The following is a 14,985-nucleotide window of genomic DNA, read 5'->3' as shown; positions in this document are numbered from 1 at the left end:
AGGGCGATGGGGCAAACGTAACGGAGTTAGCAAGCTGCGGACACTTAGCGATGATCGAGCAGCCTGCACTGGTAGCAGAAACCGTGCGGACGATCGTGGCAGCCTCGGGACAGTAAGGCGGTTTTAAGCCCCAAAGCATTCTCAAACAGTCAAATAGCCTGCGCTCTACTGGGTACAGCCGACTGGACCGATCGCGTTGCCTTTGTTTGGGTGACTAACCTGATTTGGGTGACTACCTAAGCTAATTTGTCCCGCTGCCTGATTTGTAAAGCTGCATCACCTGATGGATTGGCATCCGCGACTGAACGCCGATCGTCAAGGGTGAGGTGTGCCCACGATCGAGATGTTCAGCCGCCGCGCAGCCAATCATCGCGGCGTTGTCGGTGCAGAACTTCATGGGCGGAAACAGGACTCGCAGATTGTGTCGCTGGGCGGCGGCTTGAAGGTGCTGCCGCAAGCTGCTGTTGGCTGCAACGCCCCCTCCAACCACGATCGCAGGCAGGTCGTAGTCGAGAGCGCAGGCGATCGCGCGTTTCGTTAGCGCTTTGGCAACGGTCTCCTGGAAGCTGGCGGCAAGATCTTCAATGGGCAGGGGGCGATCGTCCTGCCGAAGTTTTTGCGTTAGACGCAGCACCGCCGTTTTTAGTCCGCTAAAGCTGGAGTCGTACCGATGGAAACCGCCCCCTGGAAGCGAGACCTGTCCTTCTGGGAGCGAGAACGCAGCGGGATTACCTTGCTGCGCTAGGCGATCGATCACAGGACCACCCGGATATCCCAAATCCAGCAGTCGAGCCACTTTGTCAAATGCTTCCCCAGCCGCATCGTCGCGGGTCTGTCCCAGCGTCTCGTAGACGCCGCAGTCTTTTACATAAATCAGACTGGTGTGCCCACCGGAGACGAGCAAGCAGAGAAACGGCGGCTGCAATTCTGGGTCGCTCAGATACGACGCATAAATGTGTCCTTCCAGGTGATGCACGCCGATTAGCGGCGTTTGGTGCAGCAGCGCCAGGGTTTTTGCCGTCGTTAATCCGACCAGTAGTGCGCCAACTAAACCAGGTGCACAGGTTGCTGCAATTCCGTCGATCGCAGACCAATCTAGATTGGCGTCTTGCAGGGCTTGGTCGATCGCCGGATTGATCGCCTCAACATGCTGGCGAGAGGCAACTTCGGGAACAACGCCACCAAACGGCTGATGAACCGCGATTTGCGACGCAACAATACTACTCAGAACGTGACGATTTTTAACGACGGCAACCGCCGTTTCGTCACAACTTGTTTCAATTGCCAAAACCGTTGCCATTTGCTGGTACCTTTTTCATGAATAGGCAGCCTCTTGTAGCTTAGTCTGCAACAGGGGTTGCTTGAAATGTACAGCTTCAACTTGGTGAATTTGCCTGTCAGAAAACCCTAATTGTTCTGTACAACAAACTTTGTTTTTGTAGTAGTTAAAGGGAAACAATTCCATGCGACAATTGTTTGCTCTAATCTTGGCGCTAACGCTTTGGTTTGGATTTGCGCCGTCTGCCTCTGCTCAGGAGGCTCCGAATGGTCTTCTCGTTCCTTGTAGCGAATCCAGTGCGTTTTTGCAGCGAGCAAAAAATGCAGGTCCGGGTTCGGCTGCCGATCGCTTCCAGAAAGCCGCAGATGCGGGTTTACTATGCGGTCGTGATGATGGACTGCCGCGCTTGATTGCGGATGGTCGCCTTGATCACGCAGGTGAATTTATTATTCCTGGACTGCTGTTTTTGTATTTGGCTGGATGGCTTGGTTGGGCAGGTCGAAACTACCTGAACACCGTTCGATTCAGCGATACGCCGGAGTACAAAGAAATTCAAATCGATGTACCTCTAGCAATTCAATGCTTTGCAGGCGCACTGCTTTGGCCTCTGCAAGCCGTGGGCGAAATCCTCAGCGGCAAAATCCAGGAGCCGGACGATCGCGTGCCGGTTTCTCCTCGCTAATAGTCCTTGTCGAGCAGTTTTTATTGACTTCAGCAGGAATTTTCCATGTCTAGCAACTTCTTGAAATACCTGTCCCTGTCTCCAGTTTTGGCAGTGTTGTTCGTTAGCGCTGCCTTGAGCGCGTTCATCATCATCAATTGGTTCTACCCCAATCTGCTGGCTCTTGGGCAATAGTTCGCTATTTCCCATCTTCCAGTAATTTGGGTTGCTGATTAAAGCAACAGTAAAGAGAGACGAATCGTTATCCGATTCGTCTCTCTTTCGTTAGAGCCTAAAACCTTCGCCGCTTGCGCTAGATAGGCAGGCGATCGATGCAATTATTTGCGCCAATTACCACCATTGCCGTTCCCTTCTGTAGAAGTCTATCCGGGCGGGGATTGATCTCAAACTTGCCGTCCTGGCTCACCGCCAGCACGTTGAGACCATAGTTGCTGCGGAGCCGTAGGTCCCGAATCGTTCTGCCATCGAACTGTTCGGGAATGATCAACTCGACAATGCTGTGCTCAGGATCGAGTTCAATCCGCTCCAGGAAGCCTGGCTTCGTCAGCGATCGAGCCAGCGTACAGCCCATTTCATGTTCTGGAAACACCACATGGTCTGCACCCACTTTCCGTAGCAGCTTCACGTGAATCTCTGACGACGCTTTTGCGACAACGTGAGGGACGCCGCCCTCTTTGACATTCAGCGTGGTAATGATGCTTTCCTGCACGTAGTTGCCGATCGCGACAATCACCGTGTCCTGCTCGAAAATTCCAGCTTCTCTAAGCGCAGCAGGCTGCGTAGAATCAAGCTGTCGGGCATGGGTAGCAACGCGATCAGACAAGGCTTGAGCCACTTTTTCTTCATCCGAATCGACGCATAGCACATCGTAACCTTGACGATGCAACGATGCAGCAACGGCTCGACCAAAGCGCCCTAAGCCAATTACTGCAAACTGCTTATTCTTGCTGTCGCTCCGCAAACTTTGAAAGAAACCGAGAGACGATAAACTAACCAACGTTACCTTCCGGCACCCTCTTCCGCTATGTTAGGCAGAGTGCCGCCTCCTAAAAACAGTGAGCGAAAGCAAGTGAATCCCGCTTCATCCTCTAAAGTATCAGGAATAGAGCGAGACTTAACAGATCGGAAATTCCTACCCGACTAGCAGGTTTTCTTCCGGGCAGCGAACGAAACTTGGCTTCGGGTCGCCGACGATCGCGCTCATAAGCAGCAGCACCCCCACTCGACCGATGTACATCATGGCAGACAGCGCCAGCTTCGAGTAGGGGGACAGATTCGGATCAAGCGTGAGTCCGCTGGACAACCCTACTGTGCCAAACGAAGACACCGTATCGAACAAAATTTGCACAAACGGCAGTTCTGGGTCAAACAGCGAGATCATCACGGTGATGATAATGACGGCTGTCACGGAGCCCACCGCTACTCCAACTGCCTTCAAGATCAACGTCAGCGGGACTTGCCGATCGTAGAGTGTCACCTCTTCCTTGCCCCGCAAAATTGCCTTGGTGCTGCTGGTTAGAACTCGCAGCGTCGTGGTTTTGATGCCGCCTGCGGTGCCGCCCGGACTGCCGCCAATAAACATCAGCAAGATCGTGATAAACAGTCCTGCGGTGGTCATTTTGCCAACGTCGATCGTGTTGAAGCCTGCCGTTCGAGCCGTCACCGACTGAAACCACGCCGCAAGTATTTTTGTGGACCAATCCATCGGCTCCAGCGTGGCTGGATTATTGTTTTCGGTAAATAAGAAGGCGACCGTTCCCAGTACCAGCAGCAGCACGGTTGTACTGACCGCCACCTTGAAATTCAGCGACAGCGCTGTGGGTTCAGCGCGACGCTGCAGGCGATCGCGCACAAGCAGGTAGAGCTCAAGAATCACCTCGAAGCCAATGCCACCAAAGATAATTAGCCCAGTGATAACCAGGTTCAGCAGCAGCGAGCCTTGATAATCGATTAGGTTATTGACGAACAAGCTGAATCCGGCGTTATTAAAGGCGCTGATGCTGTGAAAGACTGCCAGCCACAGCCCGCGGTCTAATCCGTATCGGGGGTAAAACACCCACAGCAGCAGAAAAATGCCCGTGATCTCAAAAATCAGCGTGGTGGCAATGATCGATCGCAGCACTTGAGTGGCACCTTGGATGCCCGATCGATCCAATGCCTGTTGCAGGGCTACTTTGTCCCTTAAGCCAAATTTGCGTCCTAGCAGCAGCAGTAAAAGCGTCGTGACGGTCATGTAGCCCAATCCACCGACTTGTACCAGCCCTATAATCACCACGTGCCCAAACGTCGTAAAGTAGGTGCCCGTGTCTACTACCGCGTGTCCAGTCACGCAGACAGAAGACGTTGAGGTAAAAACAGCGACTAAAAGTTGATTCCAACTCCAGTCTTGAGTGCTGGCGATCGGCAGAGTCAGCAAGAGGGTTCCGATCGCAATCAGTGCGAGAAACCCCAAACAAATCGTGCGAGAGATAGTCATGAACGTGAAGGATTTTAGGATGTGAGCTATCTGCGATCAAGTAGCGCCGCGCTATGGTCTCTAATATCTAAATAACGAAACAAGGCAATAGCCTCAAACCGAAACCCGCATGACTGCAACTCTCTATCAGCAAATTCAGCAATTTTACGATGCCTCGTCGCCTCTGTGGGAGCAGATTTGGGGAGAGCACATGCACCACGGCTACTATGGCGCAGACGGCACCCAGAAGAAAGACCGCCGACAGGCACAAATTGACTTAATCGAGGAGCTACTTCGGTGGGCATCGATCGATCATGCCGAGCAGATTTTGGACGTTGGCTGCGGTATCGGCGGTAGTTCATTGTATCTAGCGGAGAAGTTCGGCGCGATCGTCTCTGGCGTCACGCTCAGTCCCGTTCAGGCTGCCCGCGCTGCCCAACGTGCCGATGCGGCTGGATTAGCAGCCGGAACCCCTCGCGCTGAGTTTCAGGTCGCCAACGCGCTCGATCTTCCCTTTGCCGATCAGTCGTTTGATTTCGTCTGGTCGCTGGAAAGCGGCGAACACATGCCCAACAAAACGCAGTTTATGCGCGAGTGCCATCGGGTGCTGAAACCGGGTGGCACCTTTCTGATGGTAACGTGGTGCCACCGCCCGATCGACCAGCAGCCGTTAACGGCTGCTGAGCAAGCGCATCTGTCTGATATCTACCGCGTCTACTGCCTGCCTTACGTGCTGTCGCTGCCAGAGTACGCGGCGATCGCCCAAACCCTCGATTTCCAGCAGATTCGCACAGCCGATTGGTCTCAAGCGGTTGCCCCATTTTGGGATGTGGTGATTGATTCGGCATTGAGTCCAGCCGCGATTGTAGGCTTACTTACATCCGGCTGGACGACGATTCAGGCGGCTCTGTCGCTGGGACTCATGCAGCGGGGGTATGAGAAGGGACTCGTGCGATTTGGGCTACTATACGCCACTCGATAAAGTTAGAGATCCTATCCTCCAATAGGGGGATATAACTTATCGTTATCGCCCGATTCGTGACAAACCGCTTTGGATGGAGTATTCTCCTATTGTGTGAGGAGCGAACCAGCAAGGGCACCGAGACGAAACACGGCAAGTCGTCGGTGCCCTTTCTGATTTTAAAGTTCTTAGACTTTAAAGCTCTGAGAAAAGATTTTAAGTAGACCTCTACAGCAGAAATTCCTCGATCGCTGCCGCTGCCCCATCCACTTCCACGCTGGGCGCAACCCAATCGGCGATCGCTTTAACATCTGCCGGAGCATCGCCCATAGCGACGCCAATCCCAGCGTATTCCAGCATCTCCACGTCGTTGAAGTTGTCGCCGATCGTCATCACGTTTTCTGGTGCCAGCCCCAAATGCTCTTCTGCCAGATAGCGCACGGCAGTTCCTTTATTGACCAGCGGATTCGTTGCCTCAAAGAATGTGGCAACCGAGGTTGTGAGGTAGAGTTCTGCCGGAGTGTAGTGACGGCGGAGATTGCCCAGTAGCCGATCAATCAGGTCCACATCATCGCTGAGTGCCAAAACCTTGGTCGGTTCCGTGCCCAAGGTGGAGCGTAAATCTCCAACGGCGATCGGCTCAATGCCCGATCGCTCAGCGTAAATCTTGGTTTCTGACGAAAGTTCCCGGACGTAAAGCTGGTCATCGATGTAGAAGTGGACCGATAGCACCTGGCGCAGTTCCGGCTGTTCAAAGTGATCGAGAAGCTGCGATGCCAAATCTTTAGACACGGTCCAGTGGCGATAAATCGTCTGCGTCGCCGGATCTTTGACGAGTGCGCCCTGATACGCCATCAGCGGCAGCGTCGAGCCAATGTCGTGATGAAAGCGCAAGGCAGAGCGATACATCCGTCCCGTTGCGATCGCCACCTGAACCCCACGGTCCTGCACGGCACGAACCGCTTGCTTCACAGGTTCACGGACGGCATTATCGACCCCCGCGATCGTGCCGTCGATATCGAGCACCAGCAATCGAATCGCATCCTTAGAAGGCTTTTGCATCGTTCACCTCTTACATCCGCCTCAAGTGTACGCAATTTCCGGTCTGGGTTTGTAGAGAGTGTGCGAGGGGCATTCCAGCCTGTGTGGACCCCGTTCGTTTTACAACCGTGTTCGCTGCTAGCGGTTGCGGAATTGCTTCCTTCTGCGCTGTAGATACCAACTACCAACAGGGACAGACTCGGAGTCAGCAGTGCGCTCCATAGCACTCTGAATCGCCCAAGCATTTCATTCAGTCACCTGTCGTAGAGAGACGATCGTCCCTCTGCAAGGCTGGCTATGGCGATCGGCTAGAAAACAGATGGAATCAAGCGTTTGCAATTCCGAACTCCGAATTCCGAATTGGTACGACTACGGCGATCGACTGGCTCCAACGATTGTGCCCCAACCTATTTTTATTCCCAAGAGGTTTCATCATGTCTGTAAAACGTACCCTTCTCGCGCTGTTTGCTGCGACTGCTGCATCGCTCAGCCTTGCCATTCCTGCGTTTGCTCGTCCGGCGGTGCTGAGTGGCTCAGACCTTGGCAGCCGCATCAACGTTCGGTCTGCACCCACTACGACTGCAAGCTCGCCTCACTTTGGCTTGGTGGGCGATCGCGTCGAAGTGCTGAGCCAAACCGAGGGCAGAGATGGGTATCCCTGGTACTACATCCAGTTTTCCTCCGGTGCGAAGGGCTGGGTGCGCGGAGATTTTGTTAGCGTTGCTAGCTCTACATCCGCTACTTTGAACGGCGGCTCTCCCGGTGCCCGCGTTAACGTGCGCTCTGGTCCTTCGACACAAGCATCCTCTCCACACTACGGCGTGCATGGCGATCGGGTTCAGGTGCTCAACAGCACGCAAGGCAAAGACGGATTTATGTGGTACCGCGTCCGGTTCGCGTCTCGCGCCGAAGGCTGGGTGCGTGGCGATCTGCTGAATCTGTCTTACGCAAACTAATCTCCAAGTTGACAGGCAGCCCTCAACCAGTCGGCGTCTTCTGAACTGAGGGTGGGCGCGAGTTTTTCAATGATCGCCTGGTTGTATTGCGTCAGCCACTCGCGCTGGCGGATGTCGAGGCGGTTCCAGTCGATTAATTGCTTATCGAACGGAATATAGGTCAGTGACTCGAACTGGTACCACGGCGTTTTGGGCGCTTTGTCCTCGCTAGGCTCTGAGGGTAGCTCTCGTACGACGTACAGATTTTCGATGCGAATGCCGCCCCAACCTGGCTGGTAGTAGCCCGGCTCGATGCTCGTCACCATACCAGGCTCTAGCGGCTCCTGAACGCGCTTGCTGATGCCGTTGGGTCCTTCGTGGACGTTGAGAAACGCGCCGACACCGTGTCCGGTGCCGTGTCCATAGTCGAGTCCGGCAAACCACAAGGTCGATCGCGTAATCCCGTCGAGTTGTGCTCCGGTCGTGCCTTTCGGAAATCGCTGCATGGCGCAATTGATGTGCGCTTTCAGGACTTCGGTGTAGCGATCGATCTGTTCCGGGCTGGGATCACCACCGATGATGGTGCGGGTGTCGTCGGTGGTGCCGGAGGCGTACTGAGCACCAGAGTCGAGCAGTAGAAATTCCCTAAACTGAAGCGGCTGCTGGGGATTGGGCGTGCCGTAGTGGACGATCGAGCTATTTGCCCCGGTGCCTGCGATCGTGTTGAAGCTCAGGCCTTGAAATCCAGATTCCTCGGCGTAGAAGCCTTCTACAGTCGCGGCAACGTCGGCTTCGGTGATTAGCTCACCGCTTGCGAGGCGATCGGCAATCCATTTCAGCGTGCGGGTTTTTGCCCGACTCGCCTTCAGATTCGCCTGCTGCATCTGGGCAATTTCGACCTCGTTTTTGCGGGCTTTCAGACCCTCGATCGGGCTGCTCGTTTCGACGATCAGACCCGTCACCAACTGTTGCGTGCCCATTGTCGTGTGCTTTGGGTCGAGCAGCACGCGCCGCTTGTCGTTCAACAGCGACCTTAGCGTTTCGGCGTACTGCTCGTAGGGCAGCAGCGTTGCACAGGACTGGAGCGTCTCCTGTACAGCGAGATCGATGCGGTCTAGGTTCGTGAACAAAAACGCGGCATCAGACGTGACGATCGCATAGGCAATGAACACGGGATTGTACGGCACATCCCAGCCGCGCAGATTAAACAGCCACGCGATCTGATCCAGCTTGGTAATCGGCAGGATGTGGGCGTTGCTCCGCTGCATCTTCTCACGCACGCGATCGAGCTTCTGAGCGATCGTCTCGCCCGTTTGGTCATCTGGCACGGCAAACAGCCGCGACGCTGCGTAGGTCGGCAATGGCTCTGCTTCAAGCCAGGGACTTTGAGCCCGCACTTGATCCACCAAATTTCCACTGATGGAGACTAATACGACACCGCAGGGTTCCACCCGCTTCTGGAACGTTTGAAACTGATGGACGGCGGTGGTAAACGGATCGTAGCCTAAGCGAAACTCGCCGCCTGTTTTGGCGGCGTCGCGTCCCAAGTCTTCCAGAATTTCTTCCAGCGTTTTGTGGTCTTCCAATCCTGGCTTGCAAAGCTGGACGATCGCGGCGTCTACTTCTAACTCTGCCTGCTCGTAGTAGCGCGAATCGATAAACAGCCACGCTCGATCGCGCCCCACCAGCAAATCTCCCGCTGATCCTGTAAAGCCGCTGATCCAACTGCGCCGCTGCTTTGCTTCGGGTAGATACTCGTTCAGGTGCTCATCGGCAGACGGAATCAGATAGGCGTCGAGTTGATGGCGGTGCAGCAGCGATCGCAACTCCGCTAGTTTTGCAGCAGCAGGCGTGGAAGTTGGAAGTTGAAGCAGATCAACGGATGTCATTGGGTCAACGCATGAGTATAGAAGGTCTGTCTAGGATTGTAGGAGGTTCTATCGGATAACCGCATCTCAGGATTGCTGGGTGTGGCTAACGCGATCGCAGACATTCGGTAGGGTCAAAATCTACAACGACTACAGTTCCAGAACGACCGAGTTGCCATACAGCAATGCGCAACAGGAGAGCAATGGCATCAAAATTTGAGTACACAAATTGCTTGAACGCAGCAAAAGGTCGGAACAGACAGACAACGGTATGAATGAAGAAATTGCTCAAGCCGCTCTGAAATATTACGACTTGGCTAATGCTCAACTGAGATTCCTAGGGCAAAGCCAAAACACGACATTTCAGGTCGAAACACCCACAGGGGATCAGTTTTTACTTCGCCTCCATGTTGGTATCGAGGCGACTGGCGATGGTTCGCAGAATGCTTGGAGAGAGCCATCAGCCATTCAATCCGAGTTGCTATGGCTGAACGCGATCGTCCACGACACAAACTTAACCGTGCCCCAACCTGTGCAGAATCGTTTGGGCGAATGGGTTACAAGTTTTGCAAGGGAAGAATTTGGGTCTTCGATATCTTGCTCGTTGCTGCGGTGGGTAGAAGGCAAACATCTTGATAGCGAACCCACAGCGCAGCAAGTTTGCCAACTGGGTAGGCTGATGGCACAGCTGCACCAACATGCAAGCAGTTGGTCGTTACCCGCTGGCTTTTCTCGTCCCACACACGACGTGGAGCAGCTTAGATCCGCAACGTCTCAACTTGGTGTGTTGGTGCAACGTGGAACAATCTCAACAGACGACTATCAAGTGTTCCAAAAGGCTGCCGCGCAAGTTCAAGAATTCATGTCTAGTCTTCAACAGACACGCGACACTTGGGGCTTAATTCACGCTGATCTTCACCAAGGCAACTACGTTCTCTATGGCGAAGAAGTGCGCCCGATCGACTTTTCGCGTTGTGGCTTTGGCTTCTATCTTTACGACATCGGCCAATCGATTGGAGACATTGATGCATCACTGCGTTTGCATTTCTTCGAGGGCTATACAAGTGTTAGGACACTACCAGCAAATTATCAACGCATCGTTGAGGTCTTCTTTGTAGGGGCGACCGTGGAAAACTTCGCTTTTCTCAGCGCCAACCCACAGGAACACGAGTGGCTTTCTCGTGCTGTTCCTTATGTCGTCAAAAACCACTTGCACCTATATTTACAGGGCGAGACCTTCCTGTTTCTAAAGTGAGCGACTAAACACTGCATTTGCCCGATGCTCAACCACCGATCGCTGGCTTCAATCCAGCTTTAGAGCATTTGCTGGCACATCATCCCACGAGTCTACGGTTCGCAATCGAGCAACCCAACCGTCGGCTTTTTGTGTTTCGGTCAGCCCTTGCTCAAACGATCGATGACAGTCTCTCGCGTGGTCTTCATCGCAGGAAGCAATGCACGAATAGAGAATCCCAGATGGGTCAATTTGTTCGTTTACCCAAATTGCCATAGCGCCCTCATTCCTTTGGCTTTCTAGAAGCTTATTGAGCCTACACGCTTATACAATCGCATAGCCAAACGCACGTCATCCATTACTTCACAGGACTTTACCGCTTGTTGCAACAGGGAGCGAGAAGCGCAGATCTCAACTCCCCTAGCCTCATCCCTGCTTCGGTGGTTCTGGACACAGCTTGTTCGGGTAGTCGCACTTGTAAATGTGCTGCTCTTGCCAACTGAGCGGAATTTCTAGCAGATCGCGAGTTCCTGTGAGTCCTTGCCCAACAAAGAACAGCAGCGCAACGCAGTTAACAACGATGTGAACGACCCGCCAGCGGTTGGATCGATCGCGGTAAATGTCTGGAACGATCGCCAGCGCAAAAATCATCAGCAGCGTCACGAGAATGCCGGAGTAGAGGTGGGAAGCGTACCATTCCTCGTCGCGGCGATAAATTCCGTCTTGCAAACTCAAAATCACAACGCCCATCCCGCTCAGCGTCGCAAAGACTCCTCGCCACAGTTTTGGCTGCGCCCGAAACAGCAGCACCAGCGAGGAAATCGTCGCGATGTACAGCAATCCGATAAAGGCAACCTTGAACGGGTCCGTGCTCCAGATTTGCTTTGTCACAATGTTATCGACCAGCGGGCGAGTAATACCCAACAGCTCAACGCCAACCACGGCTCCGGTCAACCACCGACCCAGCAGTAGATGCTCCTGCCCCACGACGGGCGGAATCTTACTCTTGCCGCCTTTAGCCGTTTCTAAGCGGCGCTGCCGAGTTTGCCACGCCATCCGTACAACCATCCCCAGCAGCGGAAACACAACCAGCACCGCGATCGCCGGATGAACCAGTCGAAGCACATCTTCAAAACCGAGATACATATCAACCTCCGAAGGAGCGGATGCAGGCGTATTGATAAAGCATGAAGCGAATCGCTGCCGCTATTGTCGCATTCCTTATCCCGTTGTCGATTCTTAGTTTTTGTGGCAAAAAGGTATGCAGGCGGACTGCTGCGATTGTACGGAGGACAGCGCCGCTCAAAAATAGTATATTTGTACTTAATCTGTAAGCGGTTGATGGACCTATGACTCCCCAGCAAGTCGAACGATGGCTCGCCATTCAAGAGGCGCAACTTCACGCTCTAGAGCGCATTGCGGTTTCTCTGGAACGCATCGCCCCTACGGAGCAGCGAGCGCCCAACTGGGTCAAGCCCTTAGCCGACTTTTTGCAGTTTAACTGGGCGTCGATTCAAGCAACGGTAATCGCTAGCGACCAGCACGGTGCGACGATCGTCGAATGGGGTGGCAAGCAGTTCCTGCGTCGATCGCCGAGCAACAAATTTGGCGAAGCCATCTGGTTCAGCCGCTCAACGGGTGAGCAAGACAGCGAAGGCAAAACGCTCTATGAACGGCTGGTAACGTTCAAAGCGTTGAGCGAGGTAGAGCCGATTCCCGATCGAGTTAATCGCGTTTTGGTCAGCAACGGCGCAAATAATCGCTAGGGTAGAGGCAAGCCGAGCGCTTTGTACTTCTCTGGTTGATTGTCTGATGCCCATCAACGTTGCTCAGTTTCTCAAAGCCTGCAACCCCAGCCGCACGCTGTCGTATGGCGATCCGCAAGACCGCCAGTTTTACATTGACTTTGCTCCGGTGCGGGGCAACAACATCATTCAAGAACTCAAGCGAACGATCGAGCTTCTGCCGAACGATCGCACCTGTCAACTATTCACGGGACATGTCGGCTGCGGTAAATCCACGGAACTGCTGCGGTTGAAAGCGGAGCTAGAAGAGTTAGGCTTCTATGTCGTCTACTTCGAGTCCAGTCAGGATCTGGACATGTCCGATGTAGACGTGACGGATATCTTGATGGCGATCGCGCATCAGGTCAGCGAAAAGCTCGAAGCTGAGCAGATCAAACTCAAGCCGAGCTACTTTACCAATTTGTTCACCGAGATTGGCGAGATTTTGCAAACGCCGATCGAGTTCACCTCGGTGGATTTCTCGGTCGGCATCAGCAAGATCACCGCTCGCACCAAGGACAGTCCGAGGCTTCGTAGCCAACTGCGGCAGTACATGGAGCCGCGCACGAACGGAATTCTGCGATCGATCAACGACGAACTGCTGGGTCAGGCGATCGATCGGCTCAAGCAGCGCAGCAAACGCGGCTTGGTGGTCATTATCGACAACCTCGATCGCGTGGATGCGCGACAGCTACCCTCCGGACGGACGCAGCCGGAGTATCTATTCATCGATCGGGGCGAACAGCTCTCCAAGCTGAATTGTCACTTGGTCTACACCATTCCGCTGGCGCTTGTGTACTCCAATGAAAGCGAAACCGTGCGGCAGCGATTTGGCGGCGGGTTGGCTCCGAAGGTGCTGCCGATGGTTCCTGTGCGGCAGCGCGACGGCAATAGCTACGAAGCAGGCATCGATCTGCTGCGACAGATGGTGTTTGCTCGCGCCTTTCCTGGAATATCACTGATTCAGCAGACTGCCCGCCTGCGGGAAGTATTTGACAGCCGTGACACCCTCGATCGCCTCTGTCTGGTCAGCGGTGGGCACGTGCGAAACCTGCTGGGCTTGCTGTGCAACTGCATTCAGCAAAGCGATCCACCGTTTTCCCGCCAGGATCTAGAGCAAGTGATTCGCGGACAGCGGGACGCCCTAGCGCGGGCGATCGACGATGTGGAGTGGATGCAGATTTTTCAGGTCGTGGACCAGCAAACCGCTAAAGGCGATTTGGAATATCAGATGCTGCTGCGCAGCATGTTTGTGTTTGAGTATCAAGACCCGCAAGGTGGCTGGTTTGGTATTAATCCCGTGCTGGCAGAAACCAAGAAGTATCAGGACTGGTCAGAGAATCAATCGGCGTCATAATTGCGTTATGCAACAGCCGCACCTATGAGCAGCACCGAGCCATTCCGCGACATTGAGGCAGACAACGATCGTGCCCTGAATACCCTCGTTCGTGCCATCACGCTTGCCCAAGATCAGTTCGCCTTAATTGTGGTGCGCTGCAACTATGTGGAACTGCGCAATCGCATCGTTGTCCGCTTGAAAGAACGCTGCCCGGTTCCGCTTCAGACGCTGACGCTGCCAGAAACCGCAAAAACGCTGTACACCACCATTCAGCACGCAATGGCACCCCCTGCCAGCGAGTCACCTCCGCCGCAGGCGCTGATGATTTTTGGGCTAGAGTCCGTGGCGGCTCTCGACCAAGTGCTTGTGGCAACGAACATTGTGCGCGAGGAGTTGCGCAAAACGCTGCCGTTTCCGCTGGTGCTGTGGGTCAATGATCGCGTGCTGCACACGTTCGATCGCCTGGCTCCCGACCTTAAAAGCTGGGCGGGAAACGCCATTATTCAGTTCGATTTGACCATTTCAGAGTTAATTCACTCGCTCAAGGACCACACCGATCGCTTGTTTGCCAGCATTCTAGATGTGGGCGGTGAGTGGGTGCTGTCCACGCCACCGTTCAGCTTGCGAAGCAATGCCCTCCGTCGAACCGAACTCGAATTTGCCCTGAATGATATTCATGCCAGCGGTCAGCCGCTAGAGCCAGAGCTTCAGGCAGACCTCGACTTTTTGCTGGGACGAGACGCCCAGAGCCAAGGCGAATTGGAGATGGCGCAGGAGTGCTACCAGCGCAGTCTGGAGTTCTGGCAGGACAACAGCGGCAACATTAAGGACGATCGCAAACCGCCGTTCCAATCCACCTATGAGCGGCTGCCATCCGCGTTAGAGCGTGCTGCTTGCATTCTGGTGCACCTTGGGTTGTGCTGGCGGTCCTACGCGGTCATGCAGCGAACAGCGTACATCCCCGCCTGTGAAGAGGCGCTAGCGTATTTCCAGCGCAGCCTGGAAATGTTTGAGCAGGCAAATCGGCTAGATTTAATTGCCAAGTTTATTATTCCGCAAGCCGAAGTGCTGCAAAAGCTGGAGCGCTGGGACGAGCTGGAAATCTTGGCGAGAAATGCCCTCGTGCTGCACAAGCTCTACGCCGATCCGGTCCGGCAAGCGCGAGATCACGGCTTTTTGGCGGAAGTGGCGCTTTCCAAGCAGCATTGGATGAGTGCAAAGCAGCATGTTGAGGCTGCGCTGAGCATCCTAGAGGACGCGGAAAGCGGAGTTTCTGACGATGATTTGCTGATTCCCCACGTGGAAACGAGTTTGGAACTGGCGCGACGGTATCACCAAGGCTGGTATTTGCTGCTGCTGGCAAGAGCCGAGGGGAAATTGGGCAATGGTACTGCGGCGATCGACCAC

Annotated in this window: 14 protein-coding genes and 1 pseudogene; 8 read left to right on the top strand and 7 right to left on the bottom strand. The window is 54.2% G+C overall.

The window, feature by feature from the left end:
* Window positions 1-241: 241 nt before the first annotated feature.
* Window positions 242-1,300 carry a tRNA (adenosine(37)-N6)-threonylcarbamoyltransferase complex transferase subunit TsaD gene (gene tsaD, locus H6F43_RS19260; protein ID WP_190344485.1) on the bottom strand — a complete coding sequence of 353 codons (1,059 nt, stop codon included), beginning with the start codon at window positions 1,298-1,300 and terminating at the stop codon, window positions 242-244.
* Window positions 1,301-1,463: 163 nt separating this feature from the next.
* Between tsaD and H6F43_RS19255 the strand changes: the two genes are divergently transcribed.
* Together H6F43_RS19255 and H6F43_RS19250 are read left to right on the top strand one after the other, a co-directional pair.
* Window positions 1,464-1,961: a Photosystem I reaction center subunit III gene (locus H6F43_RS19255; RefSeq protein WP_190344483.1), complete on the top strand. Its 498-nt coding sequence runs from the start codon at window positions 1,464-1,466 to the stop codon at window positions 1,959-1,961.
* Between the two features lie 45 nt (window positions 1,962-2,006).
* The gene (locus H6F43_RS19250) at window positions 2,007-2,135 is read left to right on the top strand and encodes a Photosystem I reaction center subunit IX (protein ID WP_190344481.1); all 129 of its coding nucleotides are present in this window, start codon (window positions 2,007-2,009) and stop codon (window positions 2,133-2,135) included.
* Between the two features lie 118 nt (window positions 2,136-2,253).
* Here the strand turns inward: H6F43_RS19250 and H6F43_RS19245 are convergent, their stop codons facing one another.
* Both H6F43_RS19245 and H6F43_RS19240 read right to left on the bottom strand, forming a co-directional pair.
* On the bottom strand, window positions 2,254-2,958 hold the full coding sequence (locus H6F43_RS19245) for a TrkA family potassium uptake protein (protein WP_190344479.1): 705 nt from the start codon (window positions 2,956-2,958) through the stop codon (window positions 2,254-2,256).
* A 135-nt stretch (window positions 2,959-3,093) separates the two neighbouring features.
* A complete protein-coding gene (locus H6F43_RS19240) occupies window positions 3,094-4,437 on the bottom strand; it encodes a TrkH family potassium uptake protein (protein ID WP_190344477.1) in 1,344 nt (447 codons plus the stop codon).
* Between the two features lie 109 nt (window positions 4,438-4,546).
* Between H6F43_RS19240 and H6F43_RS19235 the strand changes: the two genes are divergently transcribed.
* Window positions 4,547-5,398 carry a methyltransferase domain-containing protein gene (locus H6F43_RS19235; RefSeq protein WP_190344475.1) on the top strand — a complete coding sequence of 284 codons (852 nt, stop codon included), beginning with the start codon at window positions 4,547-4,549 and terminating at the stop codon, window positions 5,396-5,398.
* A gap of 207 nt (window positions 5,399-5,605) precedes the next feature.
* On the opposite strand, the gene H6F43_RS19230 is transcribed toward H6F43_RS19235, so the two are convergent.
* On the bottom strand, window positions 5,606-6,439 hold the full coding sequence (locus tag H6F43_RS19230) for a Cof-type HAD-IIB family hydrolase (RefSeq protein ID WP_190344473.1): 834 nt from the start codon (window positions 6,437-6,439) through the stop codon (window positions 5,606-5,608).
* 413 nt (window positions 6,440-6,852) lie between these two features.
* On the opposite strand from H6F43_RS19230, the gene H6F43_RS22430 reads away from it, so the two are divergent.
* Window positions 6,853-7,374: an SH3 domain-containing protein gene (locus H6F43_RS22430; RefSeq protein ID WP_242025769.1), complete on the top strand. Its 522-nt coding sequence runs from the start codon at window positions 6,853-6,855 to the stop codon at window positions 7,372-7,374.
* Here H6F43_RS22430 and H6F43_RS19220 read toward each other — a convergent pair.
* A complete protein-coding gene (locus H6F43_RS19220) occupies window positions 7,371-9,242 on the bottom strand; it encodes an aminopeptidase P family protein (RefSeq protein ID WP_190344471.1) in 1,872 nt (623 codons plus the stop codon). The two genes, H6F43_RS22430 and H6F43_RS19220, sit on opposite strands and share 4 nt — an antisense overlap.
* Before the next feature lie 250 nt (window positions 9,243-9,492).
* On the opposite strand from H6F43_RS19220, the gene H6F43_RS19215 reads away from it, so the two are divergent.
* The gene (locus tag H6F43_RS19215) at window positions 9,493-10,476 is read left to right on the top strand and encodes a phosphotransferase (protein ID WP_190344469.1); all 984 of its coding nucleotides are present in this window, start codon (window positions 9,493-9,495) and stop codon (window positions 10,474-10,476) included.
* Between the two features lie 48 nt (window positions 10,477-10,524).
* Here H6F43_RS19215 and H6F43_RS19210 read toward each other — a convergent pair whose 3' ends face one another.
* Both H6F43_RS19210 and H6F43_RS19205 read right to left on the bottom strand, forming a co-directional pair.
* The gene (locus tag H6F43_RS19210; RefSeq protein ID WP_190344467.1) at window positions 10,525-10,731 is read right to left on the bottom strand and encodes a glycogen debranching protein; all 207 of its coding nucleotides are present in this window, start codon (window positions 10,729-10,731) and stop codon (window positions 10,525-10,527) included.
* A gap of 150 nt (window positions 10,732-10,881) precedes the next feature.
* Window positions 10,882-11,601, bottom strand: a complete 720-nt coding sequence (locus H6F43_RS19205) for a DUF4079 domain-containing protein (protein ID WP_190344465.1) — start codon at window positions 11,599-11,601, stop codon at window positions 10,882-10,884.
* Window positions 11,602-11,804: 203 nt separating this feature from the next.
* Between H6F43_RS19205 and H6F43_RS19200 the strand changes: the two genes are divergently transcribed.
* From H6F43_RS19200 to H6F43_RS19190, 3 genes and pseudogenes are all read left to right on the top strand, one after another.
* The gene (locus H6F43_RS19200) at window positions 11,805-12,221 is read left to right on the top strand and encodes a single-stranded DNA-binding protein (RefSeq protein ID WP_190344463.1); all 417 of its coding nucleotides are present in this window, start codon (window positions 11,805-11,807) and stop codon (window positions 12,219-12,221) included.
* A 46-nt stretch (window positions 12,222-12,267) separates the two neighbouring features.
* Window positions 12,268-13,596: a P-loop NTPase fold protein gene (locus H6F43_RS19195; protein ID WP_190344461.1), complete on the top strand. Its 1,329-nt coding sequence runs from the start codon at window positions 12,268-12,270 to the stop codon at window positions 13,594-13,596.
* Window positions 13,597-13,620: 24 nt separating this feature from the next.
* Window positions 13,621-14,985: pseudogene (locus tag H6F43_RS19190) on the top strand (hypothetical protein); the annotation flags it as partial.

Origin of the sequence: Leptolyngbya sp. FACHB-36 (assembly GCF_014695955.1) — a bacterium.
Classification (GTDB): domain Bacteria; phylum Cyanobacteriota; class Cyanobacteriia; order Leptolyngbyales; family Leptolyngbyaceae; genus FACHB-36.
This window is presented reverse-complemented; position numbering and strand designations above follow the sequence as displayed.